Genomic DNA, 19792 nt, shown 5'->3' with positions numbered 1-19792 from the left:
GTAAAAACTGACTTCCTAGAAACCGTTAACACTCAAGTTGATTAGTCCACAATAAACAATGTGAAAATCAGCATGGAGAGCTAACACTAGGAAGTCTTCTTTATTTTACATCCGGTTTAATTGTACTCACTTTGAACTTTTCATTTTCTAATATCTCAATATGCTTCTCTGTTGTTGAAGCAATGGCCTTTGTATGTTCGACCAATTGAATGACCGTTCGATGTGCTTGTTTCGCCCCTCTAATAAGCAAAGGTACTCCAATAAAATCAATACCAAACCGTCTTGAGAATAAACCACCAAAGGTCATAGCAACTGGAACGGTTGGTGAACAATTAGAGAAAACGATTTGATCAATTTCTTTCCCATCGTCTTGCAACAGAGAAATGAAGGAATGAAGAGCTGGTATCACAGCAGTTGATTTTCCTCTGCCTACTGTATACACCTTATGTCCATTTTCATCTTTCCCATGATAAATAAACCTTCCGAAATCTCCTGGTGTCAATCTATTGAAAATATCAATTCCTAATATTTCCTCTCTTGTTGGTTCTCGATCTTTCGGCAGTTTATCGAGATGGTAAGCAGCCGCTAATGCCGAAGAGTGTGTTCCTGCAAAGCAATTATAAACATAAAGCAAAGCAACGCTCCTCCTTCATGTAAATTGATCAGATATTATCTCATCTTGAATACGATAGGATTGTCATATACCTTGTAAAGTGCCTAAGTTTAAAAGAAATTATACTTAGGAAATAACAGATGTAATCGGGTCTCTCATTTCCAAAATGCACTACTTAACAAATTGCATACACGGTAAATTAAATCGATAAACTAAGTTTGATAAGTCATTTTCAAAATAAATTATAGGGTGGGAAAACAGATGTCACAATCGAAAAGTCAAGAAGACCGCCAGTTTAGAAAGCGAAAAGAAGCACAAAATCCCCATGGAAAAATAAGATCATTAAAAGAAATCGCAGCCGAAACACCACCTAAAGAATAAACAGTTCTTAACTAATGACCGACATTTAATTCAACAACTAAAGCTTGATTTTAGACCGTCGATATTTTCTTACAAAGAAAAAACAGGCGGTCTCCCGTCTGTTCCAATTGTCATTCGTTTTTCTCCTTCGACTTGTTAAGCTTGGCTAACATTATTTTTAAATTATGAAAAGCAAATTGATCTGCTGCTTTTTCATGAGGAATATTTCGATACCTTTTCTTTTCTTCATGTGTATGACCGTACTTCATCTCTTCTATAAAACGCTCGTAAAAATACTCGCCCCGATTAAAATAATCAAATAAACGATCCCTTTTATCTCGCCCTTTTCCTCCAAGCAATCCGTGACAGAGATGTCCAACTTCATGTAAACAAATAAAAGCCGCGTACTCATAACAAGAAACGGACGATGTTTTCATGTCTAATAGATACTCTTTATTTTTATAATCTTCAGCAATTGCCATAATGTTCATATAAATGACTGGTTTGAAGTCTCCTTCATCATCGATTTCTAATTGTCCTGGATAGTTAATCGGAGCATCTGAAATGTAAAATGTAACATCATCAATAATGCTTTGATAAATCGAAGTCTCTAACCATCTGATCGTAGCACGAATTCCGTTTAACGCCTCAATGATGTGTTGTTTCTCAATTTTATATTTCTCACGGATCGCATCTTCTGTTTCAAACATAAAGTCTAATGCTTCTATCTTTTTAAATGCCCGACACCTCCCCTTTAATCAACCCGTAAAGCTAGTTTAGAAAATTCTATTCACAGCTTGATTAAGTTATGTTAAATGGAACAGATCTTCTTCTTAAGGAAAATTTCTTGTTAACTCAGATGCATAAATTGAAAAAAATTACAAAATCTATAAAAAAATTTACAGAAGGAAACAAATATGGATAATCGATCGGCTACACAAAATGCACGGTATTATCGAGCATATGTAAGTTCTTTCAATACGAATGTAATACACCCTAAAAATCCATGGGTCCCTGTTTGGTGGTCTGCGGCTTTTCCTGGCATGGGGCATTTAATGCACGGTGCGTATATTAAAGGGTTTGTTCTTTTTATCTGGGAATTTGTTGTAAACGTTAATTCTCATATTAATGAAAGTATGGTTTACTCATTTACTGGTCAGTTTGACTTAGCTAAAGAGGTCATTGATACGAGGTGGGTTTTACTGTATATACCTGTGTACATTGCTTCCATTTGGGATAGTTACCGAAAGACGATTGATATTAACAAACTTTACGTATTAGCTAATAAAGACAAGGCTCCTATTACTCCCTTTAACCTTGGTCCTATGGGATTAAACTTTTTAGATAGACGACAGCCGTGGTTAGCGATGGTTTGGTCGATGCTCATGCCTGGCATGGGCCACCTTTACTTGAAGAGGATGCCGACTGGTTTCTTTCTTTTGTTTTGTTGGATGTTATGTACATACTTTTCTAACATTCTCCCTGCTTTTCATTTTTCGTTATTGGGAGAGTTTGCACTCGCTACTGCAATTCTCAACCCGCAATGGGCATTGTTTATGCCATCTCTTTATGGTTTTGCCATTTATGAATCCTATTCATTGGCTGTAGAATACAACAAATTGTATAAGATGGAGCAATCGGAATACTTGAAAAAAGAATACCAAACACTGCAGTTACATTGGATGGATAGAAAAGGGTGAAAATTTGTATGCTGGTCATATCCTCATTTGAACAATCTGCATCTTTAGAAATCGCGATAGCGAACCTAGAACAAAATGGGATCTCAAAGGACAGAATTTTAGCTGTGCCCTTTGATAAACGACGAGAAGACCGAAAATTATTTGATAGTATCCATCGTTCTGATGGGGTAAGTTTATTTGACGTATCTGCAGCTCTAGGAACCGCTTTTTCGGTATTAGGTGCGAGTTTTGGCTTTGTCTTATATTGGGGTCCGATTATTTGGGGGTTAATCGGCTTTGCAGTTGGTGCCTTTTTAGGGTTTATCATTGATTATTTTTTCACTAAAAGACATTCTAAAAATCGTAAAGAAATCAAATCACCCGTAACAGAGGTGGTTTTAATTGTTGAATGTGAATCCGCTCAAAGTCATTTGGTAGAAGATATTCTTTGGACTAATCTCGCTTTAGGTGTCTCTCAAGTACCAAAGTTAAACAACAACTTATAGGTAAAGGAGAAAACAATGAACCAAGAACACGTGATTGATACGCTTAATGAGTTTTTACAAGGACAATACATGGGTATTCACGCCTATGAACATTTAATTGAAAGATTAGAGGACGACCAAGTCAAAAAGCAGTTTCAAATGATCCAGCAAAACCATAAGGAGCATGCAATGCAAGTAGCCGAGCGCATTCAAAACTTAGGTGGAACACCCGTGGATAATGAGGGGGTAATCGGTTCTATTCAAGGGTTCATGAGCCAATTTACATTACCAGAATCGACCGAAGACATTATCGATTCCGCAATTAAGGGAGAAAGTGATTACGGTATCGGCATGTCAGAAAAAATCGTTAGAGGAGATCTAGACCCTGAAAGCTATCAGCTCATAGAACAGATCTTCGATGAAGACCGTAAACATGTGGAATTTTTAAGAGATTTACAACACTAAGTCGAGTTTTAATCGTAGCGAATCGGTAAAAGGTGTACTTGCTTACTTACACACAAAGAAAAAAGAAGCAGAGGATCTTAATGCGTTGCCCTCTGCTTCCTCTACACGTTATTACGAGTAAAGTTATGCGGTTTGAACTTCAGAATTGATTTCTACTGTTGCTTTTTGAATTCGTCGATTCCGAACTTCCTCTATGGAAATTCGAAAATTTTCGTATACCATCGTCTCTCCCTTTTTTGGAAGATAACCGAGCGTATCTGAAATCCAACCACCCAAAGTATTTGAACTTGTATCTGGTAGCGTAACCTTAATAGATTCACAGAATTCCTCTACTGAAATTCGTCCGTCTAGTCGCAGTTTTCCATCTTCGAGTACTTCAATTAATTGTTCGTTTTCATCATGTTCATCCCAGATCTCGCCAACAATTTCTTCTAAAATATCTTCAATTGAAATGATACCTGCTGTACCCCCATATTCATCAAGAACTACAGCTAAATGAACTTTGCTTTTTTGTAATTCCTTTAGGAGATGAGAGATTTTAACCGAACCTATAACAAAGTGCGGTTTTCGAATGATGTCACTTAATAAAAACGACGGTTCCTGCACGTATTTTGTAAAAAAGTCACGGTGAGAGATAATTCCGATAATATTATCAATCGAACCATCATAGACAGGGACACGTGAATATTTTTCATTAATAAACACATCTTTTATTTCATCAATTGGTGTATCCATCGACACCGAAATAACATCCGGTCTAGGTGTAAGAATGTCCTTAACGACAATATCATCAAATTCAATTGCATTATGAAGAAGTTCCCGTTCTTGAGTGTGAAATGTCCCTTCCTCTTCTCCAATTTCGACTAAGGCCTTTACATCCTCTTCTGTAACACTTGGCTCTTCTCCTTTATCTCCCATTAGTTTATTAACCCCTAATTTGAGTTGCACAAAAAGCCATGTAATTGGATAGAAGATTTTCATGACTGCCCTCAAAGTGGCAGAGATTGCAAGTAAATATTTTTCTGCATACTGCTTTGCTAACGATTTGGGTAAGATTTCACCAAACACTAAAACTAATACGGTTATAACAACCGTCGTAACAAGTAGTGTGCTGCCGTTACTGCCAAACATGTCAGTTGCAATCTTAGTCGCAATCGTCGCCATCGCTATGTTAACAATGTTGTTCCCAATTAAGATGGTTGATAAGCTTTGGTCGAAATTTTCTGCCATTTTTAATGAGCGTATCGCTTTTACATTATTTTGCTCAGCTTGATTTCGTAACCTCACTTTGTTTACGCTTGTAATCGCAGTTTCCGACGCAGAAAAATATCCAGATAACAATAACAATGCCCCTAATAAGATTATCGAGTCATAGGGTATACTGTCCAAAATTCCATCACTCTCCTGAAATGTATTACTACTAATATATATTAATCATGCAATAATTAGCAATGTTTTTTACATAAAGATTAAATGATTTTCATAAATATGAACATTTGTTCAGTCTTGTTTCCACTTACATATTTTTATTTAAGAGATAGCAACCTAAAACGAAGGAGGTGTTACAAAAATGGATAAAGATAAACAAGGCAGTCAAAACATGCCGGACTTTGATAAGCTTTCGGACCGAATGATTGCCGAGCCCACAGACAGCCCAACATTTGTTATGAAAACAAATCTTGACCCAAAAGATCCTACCGAAGATAATCCGTACTTCAATGAAAAAAACAAACAACAAACGGAAGAGTTTTGTGATTACTTTGGTGAAGAATAATTGATTGCTATCCTTAAGCTGGGGAGTTACCCTAGCTTTTTTACATGTTGTATTAAAATGAGTGATAATCTTGCTGTAATAGACAGCTGTTTAGCTATCCCCTTCCAGATAACCTCATCTTACATCGATGAATTTTGTCATAAAAATAATGATTGCCAATATGTAACAACTCAAACTATACTCGATGTATAAGCATAAAGAATATACTAGAGGAGAAAATGTTATGAAGTTTAAACCGGGAGCTATTATAACCACCTTTTTACCATCGGTTATAATGATCGTATTATCCGTTTTATCTTTTTCAGCTGTTCATGCGAATTTTAAAGGTTTATTTATCCTTTCATTAATTTTAATTTTCCCAATCTTGTATGCCCTTCAAGGAGTTGCTTGCGCTTTTGGAAAAAGTTCTTTACTAGTATCGCTGCTCGTTACGACGTTAACGTTTGTATTGATACTTATTATTTATTTAAATTCATCTGCTCTCATATACATTTTAATTTATAACATATCTGGATTCATTAGTTACGGCATTGTAAAGTTTTTTCGCAGTAACATTAACTAAGGGTCTTACATGCAATCCAATAAAAACGTTAAAAAGCCAACATGGTTGTTGGCTTTTTAACGTTTTTTTACTCTGTAAAAAGTTCCTGATGTGGTACTGACGAGTTCCCCATCTTCATTAAAAATGTCACATTCAGCAAACGTAACATTGTAACCATTCTTAGAAAAATGGGCCTTAGCAATTAATTTCCCGCTTGTAACAGCCTTCATGTGAGTCGTTTTTAATTCAAGTGAAACATATGGGTCTTCCTTAAAATGTGAATGCAAATGACCAATGGCTGTATCCGCCAAATACGTAAAAATCCCACCATGAACAGTACCTAATGGATTAAACATCGCTTCACTTACTGGACACTCAATTGCACATTCCCTTTTCTCATCGTCATATGAAAATTCAAAATTAAAAAATTGAAAAAGGAACACTTTCTCATACGCCAGTTCAGTTTTTTCAACCGCTCTTTCCGCCTGTTTTAGTATCGCTTCTTTGTCCAACTTTTCTTCCCCCTATAGATCAATTCAACTCACTTCTTCTATGTTTTACATTCTAGATTGAAAAGGGAAATTCCTTCTCACTTTAAGATACAACTCTATTAAATAAGTAACTAACTTGATTGAGTTGCTGGTAAATACACTTTGGAGGAAGCTTAAGAATACGTGACACCCTCTCCCTTGAAGGTGGGTGTTTTCTGGCTGATATCTTAATAATAAAATAAAAAGAGACTGCTTAGATAGTCACTGAACCTGAATTTGATAACACTAATTCAGTTCAGGAATATGCTTTCAGTCAGTCTCTTTATTATAAAGTTAGGGTTTTAAAACGACTTTAATACAGTCATCTTGATGGTCGTTAAATATTTTATAGGCTTGGCTGGCATCATCTAGTGAAACCTTATGGGTAATTATTTCTTTTGGATCATATTCACCGTTGACAATTTGATCATATAGCATCGGCATATATGGTATTACTGGGGCTTGTCCCATCTTTAACGTGATATTTCTTGCAAAAAAAGCTCCTAACGGGAACAGGTTATAATTTGACCCGTATACACCTGTAAGATGTACCGTTCCATTTTTTCTTACCGCCTTAGTTGCAATTTGAATAGGTCCTAAAGTTCCTCCTTGAAGCTTTAGCTTTTGTTCAATGAATTCAAGCGGCGACTTTTTACCGTCCATACCAACACAATCAATTACAACATCTGCCCCGCCTTTTGTAATTTCTTTTAGATGTTCTCCCATATCCGGGAACTTGGTGAAATCAAATACTTCGACATTGTTCATTTTTTTAGCGTGATTTAATCGATAATCCAAATAATCGATGGCAATTACCCGCTTTGCCCCTTTCATCCACGCATATTTCTGTGTCATTAATCCAACAGGCCCGCACCCGAGAACAATGACCGTATCACCCTTTTTTACACCACTATAATCGACGCTCCAATAAGCAGTCGGTAAAACATCTGATAAAAATAACAACGACTCGTCCTCTAATTCACAGGACTCTGGAATGACATATGGCGTAAAATTCCCAAACGGCACTTTTAAATATTCAGCTTGTCCTCCAGGATGATCTCCAAACTTTTCAGTGTACCCGAAGTACCCGCCCGAGTCGTAATGTGGATTGGAGTTATCACATTGACTCGTCAAATCATGTTCACAGTAAATACAGTGCCCGCATGCAACGTTAAAAGGCACAACAACTCGATCCCCTTTTTTCACTTTTGTCACTTCAGGACCGACTTCTTCAACGATACCCATTGGCTCATGCCCAATAATATACCCATCCGGTAACGGCATATTGCCTTGATATAAATGAAGATCTGAACCACAAATCGCGGTGGATGTAATCTTCACAATAATATCATCTTTCTTTTCTATCGTTGCATCAGGAACATCTTTGACAACAACATTGTTAGGTCCTTGATAAGTTACAGCTTTCATCATTTCACCATCCCAATTTTTTAACCCGTCTATAATCTTTCGTTTACTTACTGTCATTACTGTTAAACTTTATGTGCATATACGTAAAGTGTACCCATTTCTACTTTTTGAAATTTGGTTAAAGATTAGTAACTTTTGGGATAAAAAGTGGGTTATTACTTTCCTATAACAATAAAAAACCCCATTTTAATAAAATGAGGTCTTGTCCTAATTTCTTATAGTACTGTGTCCGAAAAGTTTTACTTCTTCAAGTAGTCAGCCTCGCGTTTTTCCAAGAATGCATGAATACCTTCTTGACCTTCCTGACTGATTGCTCGCTCAGATAATGAAGTGGCTTCAATTGCCATTTGAGACTCTAATGTTTCTTGCAACGAATGAGCAAATAATTTCTTAGTTGCTCCGAAAGCATGGACAGGTCCTTGCGCTAGGTTTTCTGCTAGCTGCATAACAACATTCATTAACTCAGCTTCAGAAACGACATCGTTTACAATTCCCCACTCGTTCGCTTCTTGAGCATTTAACATACGGTTCGTATACATTAATTCTAGCGCTCGCTTCATTCCGACGATACGAGGTAGAAAGTAACTTCCAGAACCATCAGGTGTTAAGCCAATTTTATTATAAGCCATGATAAACTTGGAGTTGTCAGATGCGTAAACGAGGTCACACGCACACGCTAAACTCATACCTGCACCTGCTGCAATCCCATTGACAGCTCCAATGAACGGCTTGTTCATTCTAGCAAAATAAGAAATCGCTTGGTGCAAATAAGCAGTAACCGTTTTTAAATGCGCACCAATATCTTCTCCTTCTTTAGCAAAGCTTTTTAAATCTCCCCCAACAGAGAACTTATTTCCTGCTCCAGTAATAACAACTGTACGAATTTCATCATTTTCTGAACAATGAATTGCTGCTTCCATTAATTCTTTAGCCATTTGAAGATCTAAGGCATTTCCGGCTTCCGGTCGGTTTAAAGTTACGACTCCGACATGATTTTTTACAGTTAATACGACACGTTGGTTTTCCATTTTTGTTCCTCCCTGTAAAAGTTACTTACCATTTAATTCTAACAAACTTTGTATACAAAAATAAGAATTTTACAAATTTATTTTCAATCATATCTATTTTTTTATTTGAGACCCTTTGCTTACTGAGAATAGCCCTAATCGGCTTAAGCCCAGAGCATTGTCTAAGCGTTTTTGAATAGGGGACAGCTATTTTATGTGTGGAGAACATTTTTAACGGACTCACAGGCCGTTATTTATGCTAAAATCAACATTTTTGAACTTTAGAGGACTCCAAGGCCCTTATTTAATCTAATTTTACTTCAAAACAGCTATTTTATAGCGAATAAGGGCTTCTCAGTCCGCTTAGCTACTCAAAACACAATTTCGCCTTGTATAAGGGCCTCTCAGTCCTCTTAACCTTTCGCTTCTTCTGGAAGTGTCGAGTCTGTTGTTATTTTATTTATTAGTTTGTGCAGTTTTTTCGGTTGTCAAAGAGCTGTGTCCCATTGGCTTTGATAATCGAAGTTTAAAGGTATCCCCATAAATGTTATTAACATGTGCGGCGATGTCTCTCGTCATTACCTGAGTTGGTGAAATTTATATTTAATACATTAAGCCACACTTCGAAAGTTAAACTCATTGTATCTCGAGTACAAGGAAAATGATAATGTAATTATTAGAAGAATAATTCAATAATTATAAAAATTACCAAAACAAATTGTTATAAATTTCCTTTTAAAGAAACTTGCATTACACTATTCGAAACTGCTATTATAAGTACAATTATTTTTGCTCCATTCAACATAAAGAACAATGCTTACATAATAAGTACACAGTTTCAAACGTGTTATTGGACAAAAATAGTAATACTATCGTGGTATATAACCACTATGGAGGCATATACACATGGCGGAAGGAAAAGTAAAATGGTTTAATGCAGAAAAAGGTTTTGGATTTATCGAAGTTGAAGGTGGCGACGATGTATTCGTACACTTCTCAGCGATCCAAGGTGATGGGTTTAAGTCATTAGAAGAAGGTCAAACTGTTACGTTTGATATTGAAGAAGGCGCTCGTGGACCACAAGCTGCTAACGTTCAAAAATAAGTAAAGCAGGACTCCTTTTGGGGTCCTTTCCTATTTCCCCCAAGCATATGAACACAGAACCTTTAGAAGTGCTCTAACCTTTGTGGTTCCAAGTATGGACCTACTCAGGCTGTTGCAGCTTCAATAACAAAAGGCTAAATCCATGCGACGATGAATTCAGCCTTTTGGTATACATGAGTTTTAAAAAATAAGATGTGCTATTAATACGATAATAGGGAGCGTAATTAGCGTTCTCTCAATAAAAATAATAACTAAATCGCTAAAATTAACAGGTAATTTTGAGGCCAGTAATAATCCCCCAACTTCAGACATGAATATCAACTGCGTAACCGAAACACAGGCAATAACAAAACGTGTAAAATCACTTTCAATTCCACTTCCGATAACAGCCGGTAAAAACATATCCGCAAAACCTATGACCATCGTTTGTGCTGCTTGAGCGGCTTCAGGTACCTGCATTAAATTTAGAAGCGGCACGAATGGAGCACCGAGAATGGAAAATAGTGTTGTATATTCAGCAATAATTACTGCAATTGTTCCGAATGCCATAACAACTGGTAAAACACCAAACCACATATCAAGAACGTTCTTAAGTCCACCTTGAACATGAGAGGAAAAGCGATTCGTACTAGACGTTGCTCTTTGGATTGCTTTCTTTAATGCAAGAGCAAATAGATTTTGACCTTTTAATTCACTATCTTCTATGCGTTGGTTATTTTCTACGTAATACGTATCTGGTTTTCGCGATAACGGCGGAATTCTCGGAATAATAATGGCAGCAATAAAGCCAGCGACCGCAATGGTGAAGTAATACTGTAAAAATAAATGCTCTAACTCCATATAAGCTAATATGACGATACTAAACGTAATGGAAACGACTGAAAATGTCGTTCCGATTACTGCTGCTTCCCTCTTCGTATAGTAGCCTTCTTCGTATTGTGTATTCGTTAGCAATACTCCGATTGTCCCGTCTCCCATCCATGAAGTTAAGCAGTCGATCGAAGAACGTCCTGGAAGGGTAAAAACGGGTCTCATTATTCTATTTAATAAAATTCCAAAAAACTCTAACAATCCAAAATTTAAAAGCAGCGGTAAAAACAGACCTGCAAATAAAAATACTGTAAACAGCAAAGGAATTAATACAAATAACAATAATCCCCCCGTGTCTTCAGACCAAACCCATTGCGGGCCAACCTCGAACAACGTCATCGCTGCTAAAATAAAACCGATCACTCGAATGACAAACCATGTTAGATGGACATCAAACAAAGCTCTCAAAAGTTCACTTTTCATCAGCCTTTTTGGTTTAAATAAAGTCACCCAACCCGTGAGAAGTGCAACAAAAAATAAGATAAGTGTTACTAATGCAGGAAGTACATTGATTAACAACCCTTCAAGTTGTTTCGCTAAAAATGCAACTGGGATTGTAATTGCTGCGTCTTCTCCAAATGGTAAAGGTGTCATAAAAAGAAATATACCGAGCAACGATGGTATTATAAAAAGCAAATAACCTTTTAACGGCAAGGTTTTTGCGTTTGATTTCTTCTTCTGCATTCCATTGTCACTAGATGTCAAAACTAGCCCCTCCTGATGTATAAAAATAAAGTCGAACTAATATTATAATAGTCTTTTGCCCAGAAGGGAAGTAATTAATGCAACCGCGACGTCACCCGTTTTATTTTTTATATCTAAAATAGGATTTACCTCCACAAATTCTGCGGATGTAATTAAATTTGATTCAGCTAACATTTCAAGTGCGAGATGACTTTCACGATAGGAAACCCCCCCGATAACAGGTGTCCCTACACCTGGTGCATCTGTCGGATCAATTCCATCGAGATCGAGACTTAAATGTACACCGTCGGCTCTTTCAGATAAATATTCAATTGTTTCTTCAATGACTTTTGTCATACCAAGGCGGTCAATCTCATGCATCGTATATACTTTGATTCCTTTTTCTTTGATTAAAGCTCTTTCGCCTTCATCAATCGATCTAGCTCCAATAATGACAATGTTCTCCGGTTTAACTTTAGGACCATACCCGCCGATCTTAGTAAGTGAAGGGTGCCCGATCCCTAAATTAACAGCAAGCGGCATACCGTGTATGTTTCCTGATGGAGAAGTATCGGCAGTATTCAAATCCGCATGAGCATCATACCAGATAACACCAAGATTTTGATAACGCTTACTTAAACCAGCAATTGAACCGATACTCATACTATGGTCACCGCCTAATAGCAGTGGAAAACTTCCTTCTTCTTGGATTTTTTCTACTTCCTTTTGAAGCTCTTCACTCACTCGTATCACTTCATGTAAGTTCGTCAAGTTCACAGGAACCGATTCTTTGACTCGTGACCTGTCAATCTGTAAATCTCCGTAATCTCTTACTTCATAGCCAATCTCTTCAACTTCTTCTATTAATCCAGCATATCGTAATGCGCTTGGCCCCATATCAACGCCACGGCGCTTTTGTCCTAAATCCATGGGTACTCCAATAATCGATACTTTTTTAAATGTTGTGTTCATAAAAAGGTTCACCTCTCCCAACTTTTTGGCTCTTTTTATTTTATTAATGCAAAAATCGTGCCAGCTCTTGCTAATGTCAGATTATGCATAATACTATGAATATAGAATAAACTTTGCTTTATACATAATATACATCAATGTATATTTTTGCGCATTGCAAAAAAACTGATCATGCAATAGCAAAAATATTTTGCACCAAAGGATATTATGTTCCCCTTACACCTTTTGTTAAAAGTGCTCAAATTCTAACCAAAAAAGCAGCTGCTCTTTTCGTCGATGCAGCTGCTTTTGAAGTTATTCATTTTATTTACTCATTAGTACTGTCAATATTATTCCCACTTAAGCTCAACCGGAAGTACTTTTTTTATTTCTTCAAAATGAGATTGTCTTTGATCCTCAGTCATCCATAAGTGGATGTTACCATGATCTTCACGGCTGCGAATGAGACGTCCCATTCCTTGTCGAAGGCGGAGTAACATATAAGGTGTATCAATATTTGTCATTGGATCTTCCACATGCTTTCGTTTCGCTTGAAAAACAGGGTCATGCGGCGGAAACGGTAGTGATGAAATAATGACCTGTGTTAAAGACTCTCCTGGAACATCTAAGCCTTCCCATAGGTGATACGCACAAAGAACAGTTGATGGATTTTGCTGAAAATGTCGTACAGATACACTTATTTCCTGGTCTCCTTCATAAACGATATCAAAACTCCAGGATTGTTGGTCCGACCATTTGCGGAAACGATTCATTTCTTCTACCGATGTAAATAGTATGAGTGAGTGGCCTTCATTATTAGTTAAAGCTGCCCCAATTCTTTCCCACTTTATCTTTTCACTTTCTTCGATATGACCCGTTAGTTTCATTTGACTTTCATAATCGAATGGAGACGCGACTGTAAAGGAAGAGTAGTTCGTTATCCCCAAGCTATTGGCGATGTAGGAAAAGTCACCGTTCTTCGATAATGTAGCCGATGAAAAGATAAATGGGATACCTTGAGAGAATACTTCTTTCTGTAAGATATCTTCTACCAGTCGTGGCATAATAACGAATGACGTTTCAAACTCAGTTTCTTCCAACCAAAAAATACCTTCGCCTTCTTTTAATAAAGTTGTTAATCCGTAAGAGAAAAACTCTAAATATTCTTCAATGATCTTAACGTGATAGTCTTCGAGGGTGAATAATTCAGAGTCAAACACAAGTTGTTCTAACAATTCTTGAACATACTGGTCCATTTTCGCAGCTAAATCGAGCATCACTTTTGAGCGCGGTACATCAAGTCGGTTAGAACCTTCTACTGTTTTTGCTGAATCGCGTAAAACGTCAAACCATTCGTCGTGTAATACTAAAATCTCTTCAATGAGTACGAGTGATTCTTCACGAACATTTTGGTTCATATAAGCGGTTAATACCGTCGTTAATGTTTCCGAGTGAAAGCGATAAGTTAGGGCTTTCTGCGCTGAAAATTCGAGCAAGTGTCCTTCATCAAATACGACGCAACTAGCCTCAGGCAACAGTGGGAGTTGACCTTCGCGCTTTCGTGATTCCTTTGTCCACACGTGCTCCATATAAAAGTCATGGGAACAGATAATTAAGTCAGTCGACTCACGGTAAAAGTTACGGTGAAGGGTTTGTCCGCATCGGTGACGCCACTCACAGGTTGAACATTGCTGCAAGGGATCCCAGCCTACTTGCTCCCACTTCGGATTAGATAGCCATGGATAATCTTTCCGGTCGCCATAACGATCAAATAAAGCCATTGAAGAACTTGTATCGTAAACAAAACTTGGGATTTCCTCGTGCACACGTAAAATATCTTCGTCTTCAGTACGGTTTGCGAGAGGATCTAACTTTTTCATACAAACGTATTGTTCACGTGACTTCGCCAATCGAACATCAATCGTTAACCCTAACGCTTTTTCTAATTTTTCGATGTCCCCACCTTTTTTAACGAGCTGTTCAATAAGAGTTTCATCAGCACAGGAAATAATGGCTGGTTTTCTCATATATCTTGCGTAGCAGATGGAATATAACAAATAAACAAAGGTTTTCCCTGTTCCTACACCCGCTTCAGCAAAGCTGACACTTTTATTTTTGAAGGCTTGTTCAATTTGGAAGGCCATATAAATTTGTTCATCTCGTAATTCATATCCTTGTTCAGGTAAGATATCGTAAAAAACATCACCGACATAGTCCCCGAGGCGATCAAAAAATAATTCAGTTTTTGAAATTGAAAATGGCAGCTTTTGTGTCATGCTAAATCTCCGTTCTAAATAATAAATAGTATGTATGATTTTAATTGCATTGTTCTGTTGTTGCATATAAGTTTTCGTTGTAACTGCAATTTTTTTACAATATGAACAAGTCTACCGGAAATAGACCATATTCAAGACCAACATCTATCATACCGAAACGTCTAATCACTTGTAAATGAGTAAAGGAAAATCCCTTAAAATAAATTGGTTATTCGAACAGGAACAAAAGACACCGCACTCACTTCCCTTAAGAAATGGACACGATGTCTAAAAATTACAGCCTATGGCACGGTTTTTTATAATGAATTTGTAATATTGGTTAGTTTATCAGAAGCAATAGCAACCTGTTCAGCTGCTCCATTAATGTCCTTGAAAATAGTAGCTAAATGTTTCATTTCATCAGCAATTAGTAGATTTTGTTTTTTCATATTAACCATCGATTGTACGATTTCATCAAAAAATTGGTTGGTCATACTGGACTCCGTTGTTCCTTTATTAATTTGCTCTGTGTTTTTAGTAATGGATTTGGACATATTGGATGTATATTGATTTATTTCACTTACTAGAACAGAAACGCCAGATACTGCATTTTTCGTATCTTCCGCTAATTTTCGAACTTCATTGGCAACAACAGCAAACCCTTTACCTTGCTCACCTGCACGTGCTGCTTCAATCGCGGCATTTAAGGCGAGCAGATTGGTCTGATCAGCGATGGATGTGACCATTCTTGAGATTTCCTCAATTTTTTTTGAGGCTGTCATTAAGTCATTCATTTCGTTGGCGATAGTTTTCATGTTATCTTCGGTTTCAGTGATGACTTTAACGAGATATTCCAATCGACTTTTTCCATCTTTAGATTTTTCTTCTGTTGAGATCGCAATTTGTGAACTTGCTTCAGTGAGATCATTAATCCCATTTGTTTTAGCGGTCATTTCTTGTAAAGAAGAGCTTGTTTCTTCGCTTATGGCTGCTAATTCTTGTGCGCTCGTACTAACTTGAATTTCCATTTCTTTCTTTTGGATGGCTGCCTCATTTCGAATCCGTTCATTTTCAAGTTCATAGGCTTCTAACACAATTTGTTGCTCTAAATTGAGAATTTTTGTAATCGCCATAATAACTTCGCTGTTTTCTTTTATATCATTGACTTGATTACTAACGATATTGACTAATGATTGTAATAGATCTTGAAAGGCGCACATATACCATTTAGGGTCTAAACCGATCCGAACATGTACATGTGCAATAATATTTCTTTGCTGGATAAAAGAGTCATCAATTTGCCCGCTGAACATTTCATAAATATGTTTATGAAGCGTCTTTTTTAACCGATCCACATGACTATTGTCGTTAATAATACGCATGAGTGATTGTTCTTTTCCTAAATTCTTATAGAATTGTTCAACAATGTGATCCAAATGTTCCTTAATCACAGGTTGTAAGGCACGAATAATCGTTAAGTCCTTTGTTGTTAAATGGATCATTTCAATTTGTTTTAATAAGTCTTTGTTTCGATCGATCCTAATATATACATCAGATTGATGTTGAGTTAACGTTTCGAATATACTCTGTGTTTTTTCTTTCTTTTTGACCGACAATAAGTTTCTCATAAATCCCCCAAGTTGTTTTATATATTTATTTTTCCTAGTCGTGGATCAGTCCCACTTAGACCCTCTTGCTTCTGATAAGTACTTATCAAGTTCTTTCTCAGGTAATGGTTTACTAAAAAGATAACCTTGTACATCATCACAATCTTTCATTCTTAGTATTTCGTATTGTTCCTCTGTTTCAACACCTTCAGCAATAACGGTAAGGTCTAAACTATGACATACAGAAATGATCGACTCTATAAGTGTTAAATCAAATTTGCTTTCTTTCATATCCCATATAAACGACTTATCAATCTTGATAATATCAATTGGCATTTCTTTTAAATAATTTAGAGAAGAATAGCCGGTGCCAAAGTCATCAATGGCTAGCTTAACTCCCATATTTTTTAGAGCTGAAAGCACTTTTATTGTAAATTCTTTGTGTTTCATCGCTACCGTTTCAGTAATTTCAAGTTCTAGATAATGTGCAGGTAAGTCCACTGCGGTCAGTATATCGTTAACATTTTTTACAAAGTCCCCTTGCAGTAATTGAACCATCGATACGTTAACAGAAATTCGGATTTCTATATTTTGATCGAGTAACATTTTTGCTTTTTCACACGCTGTACGAAGGACCCATTCTCCAATTGGAACGATCAACCCTGTTTTTTCAGCTATTGGTATAAAGTTCATCGGAGAAACAATACCGAGCGTAGGATGGTTCCAGCGAATGAGTGCTTCAACCCCATATGTTTGACCTGAAAGTATATTTACTTTAGGTTGATAAAATAAACTAAGTTCATTTTGTTCTATTGCTTTTCTTAGCCCGTTTTCAAGTTCTAGTGTTTCAATAACTTCTAGTTGTTGATGTTCTTCATAAAAAAGAAACTGATTGCCACCATTTTGCTTTGCTTTATACATTGAGATATCTGCTTGCTTTAATAACTCTTCGGAATTATTACTTTGATGAGGATAAAGACTTATACCAATACTCGTTGATATAAAAATTTCTTGTTGTTCCACTTTAAACGGATTAGAGAACAACTTTAATATTTCAGCAGCTACTCGTTCTACTTCATCAACATGTTTATATGGAACAATAAATATAAATTCATCGCCACCTTGACGGGATACAACCATTTCATCTTCGATTATATTCTTTAATCGGTCAGCTACCTTTTTAAGGAGAATGTCTCCAAAAGAATGTCCGTATGTATCATTAATCAGTTTAAAACGGTCAAAATCGAGAAACATAACGGCGAGCTGTTCAAGGTCTTTCATCTTTTTTGATAAGGTTAGATTAAAGTTTAATCGGTTTGGTAGTTCTGTTAACGAATCAAAGTGCGCTAATCGTCGATAGTCTTCTTGGCTGAGACGAAGATCTTCTTCAACCTTTTTCCGAGCGCTAATATCATTACGAATAGCTACATACTGATAAGGTTTTCCTTCCCCATCTAAAAACGGAACAATCGTTGTATCGACCCAATATAACGTTCCATCTTTTGCTTTATTTTGAATTTCCCCTTGCCAAATCTCACCTTTTTGAATGGTTTCCCACATTTCTTTGAAAAAAGCTTTTGAATGGTAACCGGAGTTAATTATTCGGTGTGTTGAACCAACAAGCTCTTCTTTCTCATATTGAGAGATTGCACAAAATTTTTCATTTACGTATGTGATTACGCCTTTAACATCAGTAACCACTAAAATCGATGATTTATCAAGAGCATATTTTATATCTGACAACTCTTTGCGTATTTCATCTTGAGCAGGTATTAGCATCCTCTCCACAAAGTTCCCCCCACATGCTGGCATCTATATGTACATTCGTAGCTTTACCAATCTATTTGTCTTTTTTTAAAACTTATGTAATTTTTTGTAGTTTCCTTTAGTACATTAGTATGATATCAATATTATTTTTAAGGAACAATCTTTTTTTCTTCTTTATAGATTTTATTGAATGCTTAAATAAAAATCTTTTTGATCTTTTTGGTCATATAAACCCAAGACTTTTTACCTATTAGAGTATTTAAGCCGTAACGAAAGTATCACTAACATATGCCACTTGCTATTTATCATTCTCTAAACCTTTAGAATTAGGTAATTGGTACTGTTTTAAAAATATAATGAAATTTTCATAACAGTTTGCTTTTAAATCTTATATAAAACTTACATTTTTTAGGAGTTTATTACTGATGAAGACTAAGATCATCAAAGGATCTTAGTCTTCATCTTTTATTGGCCTATAGTAAAAAGTTAAGATAGTTTTCCGATCTTAGTTCCATAAATTTACTATGATACTAACTGATCACGACCATTTTCTTTAGCTCGATATAATTTTTCATCAGCAACCTTTACAGCATGCAACGGTTATATTTTCATTATCATACTTCCTAAGAATTGAAGATAATTGAACTAATATAGCATCACCTGCAAGATGTCCGTATGTATCATTCAACTGTTTAAAATGATCAATATCGACCATAGCTATATAGGGTTCGGATGAGGATGCACTAGCCTTTCCTTCCACTAGGTTAAAAAACTTATTTTTATTTAACAGTTGGGTCAATTGATCGTGTGTTGCCAAAAACTCTAACTGTTGTTTCAAAATTTCTCTTTTATGTTCTAATAAAATAAACGAATACAGTATAAAAGAAGCTCCGATAAATGACCCATAGCGAATAAAGAAAATACTTTTGAAAACCTCTAACCCATTTGGCATGATGAATACGATGGGAAAATCAGAAATGAACCAACAAACGGTAACAATTAGTACTTTTGGTAGGATAGAAGTATGTACATTACCCCTCTTATAGAAAGCTAGGGCAAAAAGAGTCGGTAAAACCAAACCGAAGATAATTCCAGGCATGGCCCCGTCACCTCCCATAAAAAATCGCCACGTAGACACAATAATTAATACAGGAAGTGTTACTTTCCAACCTCTCAGTAGAGCTAAAAAGATAAGTGGGATTAATCTTAAATCTAGGCGATATTCACCAAATTGGATAGGTAAATAAAACATCGAAATAACCGCACCAGAGAATATCATAACGACACACATATATACCAGGTGTGGTCTTAACCGGTCTTTATAATTCATTAAAGTACTCATGACGAGATGTGTTAATAAGATGATAGCTAAATTGGATAAGATCGATTGAAACATTGTTTGCTCCTTTTAATCGTGGCCACAATTTATTTTTGTATTGTTATATAATTACAAGAATAAAGTCTTGTAATTTAAGAGTTAAGTGAACTTTTTAAAATTGATGCTACTATAGTCACTTATACCCATAATATATTAATCTATTTTCCAGAAATTATCAATCAACTCTTACTCTATTATATAATCCGAATGAAATATTAATTTAGGAATAAACACCTTTAACAAAAGAACATAAAAAAAGACCAAGCGACGAGGTTAATGTACTGCCATTTGGTC

General features: G+C 36.1%; 19 protein-coding genes. 7 read left to right on the top strand and 12 right to left on the bottom strand.

Annotated features, from left to right (window positions below; translation table 11 throughout):
* Positions 1 to 100: 100 nt before the first annotated feature.
* Entirely contained in the window at positions 101 to 634 is a 534-nt protein-coding gene (locus N7Z68_RS09040; RefSeq protein ID WP_275118154.1) for a DUF3189 family protein, read from the bottom strand.
* A 240-nt stretch (positions 635 to 874) separates the two neighbouring features.
* On the opposite strand from N7Z68_RS09040, the gene N7Z68_RS09035 reads away from it, so the two are divergent.
* Positions 875 to 994, top strand: coding sequence for a DUF6254 family protein (locus tag N7Z68_RS09035; RefSeq protein WP_275118153.1), 120 nt, complete (start codon positions 875 to 877; stop codon positions 992 to 994).
* 110 nt (positions 995 to 1104) lie between these two features.
* Here the strand turns inward: N7Z68_RS09035 and N7Z68_RS09030 are convergent, their stop codons facing one another.
* Complete coding sequence (locus N7Z68_RS09030; protein WP_275118152.1) at positions 1105 to 1683, bottom strand: hypothetical protein; 579 nt, start codon at positions 1681 to 1683, stop codon at positions 1105 to 1107.
* 207 nt (positions 1684 to 1890) lie between these two features.
* Between N7Z68_RS09030 and N7Z68_RS09025 the strand changes: the two genes are divergently transcribed.
* Genes N7Z68_RS09025 through N7Z68_RS09015 form a run of 3 tightly spaced genes read left to right on the top strand, consistent with a single transcriptional unit; the run spans position 1891 to position 3602 of the window.
* Complete coding sequence (locus tag N7Z68_RS09025) at positions 1891 to 2673, top strand: hypothetical protein (protein ID WP_275118151.1); 783 nt, start codon at positions 1891 to 1893, stop codon at positions 2671 to 2673.
* Between the two features lie 8 nt (positions 2674 to 2681).
* Positions 2682 to 3158 carry a hypothetical protein gene (locus N7Z68_RS09020; protein ID WP_275118150.1) on the top strand — a complete coding sequence of 159 codons (477 nt, stop codon included), beginning with the start codon at positions 2682 to 2684 and terminating at the stop codon, positions 3156 to 3158.
* Between the two features lie 15 nt (positions 3159 to 3173).
* Positions 3174 to 3602 carry a ferritin-like domain-containing protein gene (locus tag N7Z68_RS09015; protein ID WP_275118149.1) on the top strand — a complete coding sequence of 143 codons (429 nt, stop codon included), beginning with the start codon at positions 3174 to 3176 and terminating at the stop codon, positions 3600 to 3602.
* A 123-nt stretch (positions 3603 to 3725) separates the two neighbouring features.
* Here N7Z68_RS09015 and N7Z68_RS09010 read toward each other — a convergent pair whose 3' ends face one another.
* Complete coding sequence (locus N7Z68_RS09010) at positions 3726 to 4991, bottom strand: hemolysin family protein (protein WP_275118148.1); 1266 nt, start codon at positions 4989 to 4991, stop codon at positions 3726 to 3728.
* A gap of 181 nt (positions 4992 to 5172) precedes the next feature.
* On the opposite strand from N7Z68_RS09010, the gene N7Z68_RS09005 reads away from it, so the two are divergent.
* Both N7Z68_RS09005 and N7Z68_RS09000 read left to right on the top strand, forming a co-directional pair.
* Complete coding sequence (locus tag N7Z68_RS09005) at positions 5173 to 5376, top strand: hypothetical protein (protein WP_275118147.1); 204 nt, start codon at positions 5173 to 5175, stop codon at positions 5374 to 5376.
* Between the two features lie 223 nt (positions 5377 to 5599).
* On the top strand, positions 5600 to 5938 hold the full coding sequence (locus N7Z68_RS09000) for a hypothetical protein (RefSeq protein ID WP_275118146.1): 339 nt from the start codon (positions 5600 to 5602) through the stop codon (positions 5936 to 5938).
* 56 nt (positions 5939 to 5994) lie between these two features.
* Here N7Z68_RS09000 and N7Z68_RS08995 read toward each other — a convergent pair whose 3' ends face one another.
* From N7Z68_RS08995 to N7Z68_RS08985, 3 genes are all read right to left on the bottom strand, one after another.
* Positions 5995 to 6429, bottom strand: coding sequence for a PaaI family thioesterase (locus N7Z68_RS08995; protein ID WP_275118145.1), 435 nt, complete (start codon positions 6427 to 6429; stop codon positions 5995 to 5997).
* Between the two features lie 312 nt (positions 6430 to 6741).
* Positions 6742 to 7875: a zinc-dependent alcohol dehydrogenase gene (locus N7Z68_RS08990; RefSeq protein ID WP_275118334.1), complete on the bottom strand. Its 1134-nt coding sequence runs from the start codon at positions 7873 to 7875 to the stop codon at positions 6742 to 6744.
* A 239-nt stretch (positions 7876 to 8114) separates the two neighbouring features.
* Complete coding sequence (locus tag N7Z68_RS08985; RefSeq protein ID WP_275118144.1) at positions 8115 to 8903, bottom strand: enoyl-CoA hydratase/isomerase family protein; 789 nt, start codon at positions 8901 to 8903, stop codon at positions 8115 to 8117.
* A gap of 885 nt (positions 8904 to 9788) precedes the next feature.
* Between N7Z68_RS08985 and cspD the strand changes: the two genes are divergently transcribed.
* Positions 9789 to 9986, top strand: a complete 198-nt coding sequence (cspD, locus tag N7Z68_RS08980) for a cold-shock protein CspD (RefSeq protein ID WP_275118143.1) — start codon at positions 9789 to 9791, stop codon at positions 9984 to 9986.
* A gap of 180 nt (positions 9987 to 10166) precedes the next feature.
* Here the strand turns inward: cspD and N7Z68_RS08975 are convergent, their stop codons facing one another.
* The 6 genes from N7Z68_RS08975 to N7Z68_RS08950 form a co-directional block, all read right to left on the bottom strand.
* Complete coding sequence (locus N7Z68_RS08975) at positions 10167 to 11540, bottom strand: YjiH family protein (protein ID WP_275118333.1); 1374 nt, start codon at positions 11538 to 11540, stop codon at positions 10167 to 10169.
* A 63-nt stretch (positions 11541 to 11603) separates the two neighbouring features.
* On the bottom strand, positions 11604 to 12512 hold the full coding sequence (gene rocF / locus N7Z68_RS08970) for an arginase (RefSeq protein ID WP_275118142.1): 909 nt from the start codon (positions 12510 to 12512) through the stop codon (positions 11604 to 11606).
* 329 nt (positions 12513 to 12841) lie between these two features.
* Positions 12842 to 14767 (bottom strand): ATP-dependent DNA helicase, encoded by a 1926-nt coding sequence (locus N7Z68_RS08965; protein ID WP_275118141.1) that lies wholly within the window; start codon positions 14765 to 14767, stop codon positions 12842 to 12844.
* A gap of 296 nt (positions 14768 to 15063) precedes the next feature.
* Complete coding sequence (locus N7Z68_RS08960; protein ID WP_275118140.1) at positions 15064 to 16374, bottom strand: globin-coupled sensor protein; 1311 nt, start codon at positions 16372 to 16374, stop codon at positions 15064 to 15066.
* A 45-nt stretch (positions 16375 to 16419) separates the two neighbouring features.
* Complete coding sequence (locus N7Z68_RS08955) at positions 16420 to 18132, bottom strand: EAL domain-containing protein (protein WP_275118332.1); 1713 nt, start codon at positions 18130 to 18132, stop codon at positions 16420 to 16422.
* 562 nt (positions 18133 to 18694) lie between these two features.
* Entirely contained in the window at positions 18695 to 19516 is an 822-nt protein-coding gene (locus N7Z68_RS08950; RefSeq protein ID WP_275118139.1) for a diguanylate cyclase, read from the bottom strand.
* Positions 19517 to 19792 lie beyond the last annotated feature (276 nt).

Source organism: Alkalihalobacterium chitinilyticum (genome assembly GCF_029028005.1).
GTDB classification, from domain to species: Bacteria; Bacillota; Bacilli; order Bacillales; family Bacillaceae_F; genus Alkalihalobacterium; species Alkalihalobacterium chitinilyticum.
The sequence above is the reverse complement of the archived record's forward strand: the minus strand, read 5'-3'. Positions and strand labels throughout refer to the sequence as shown.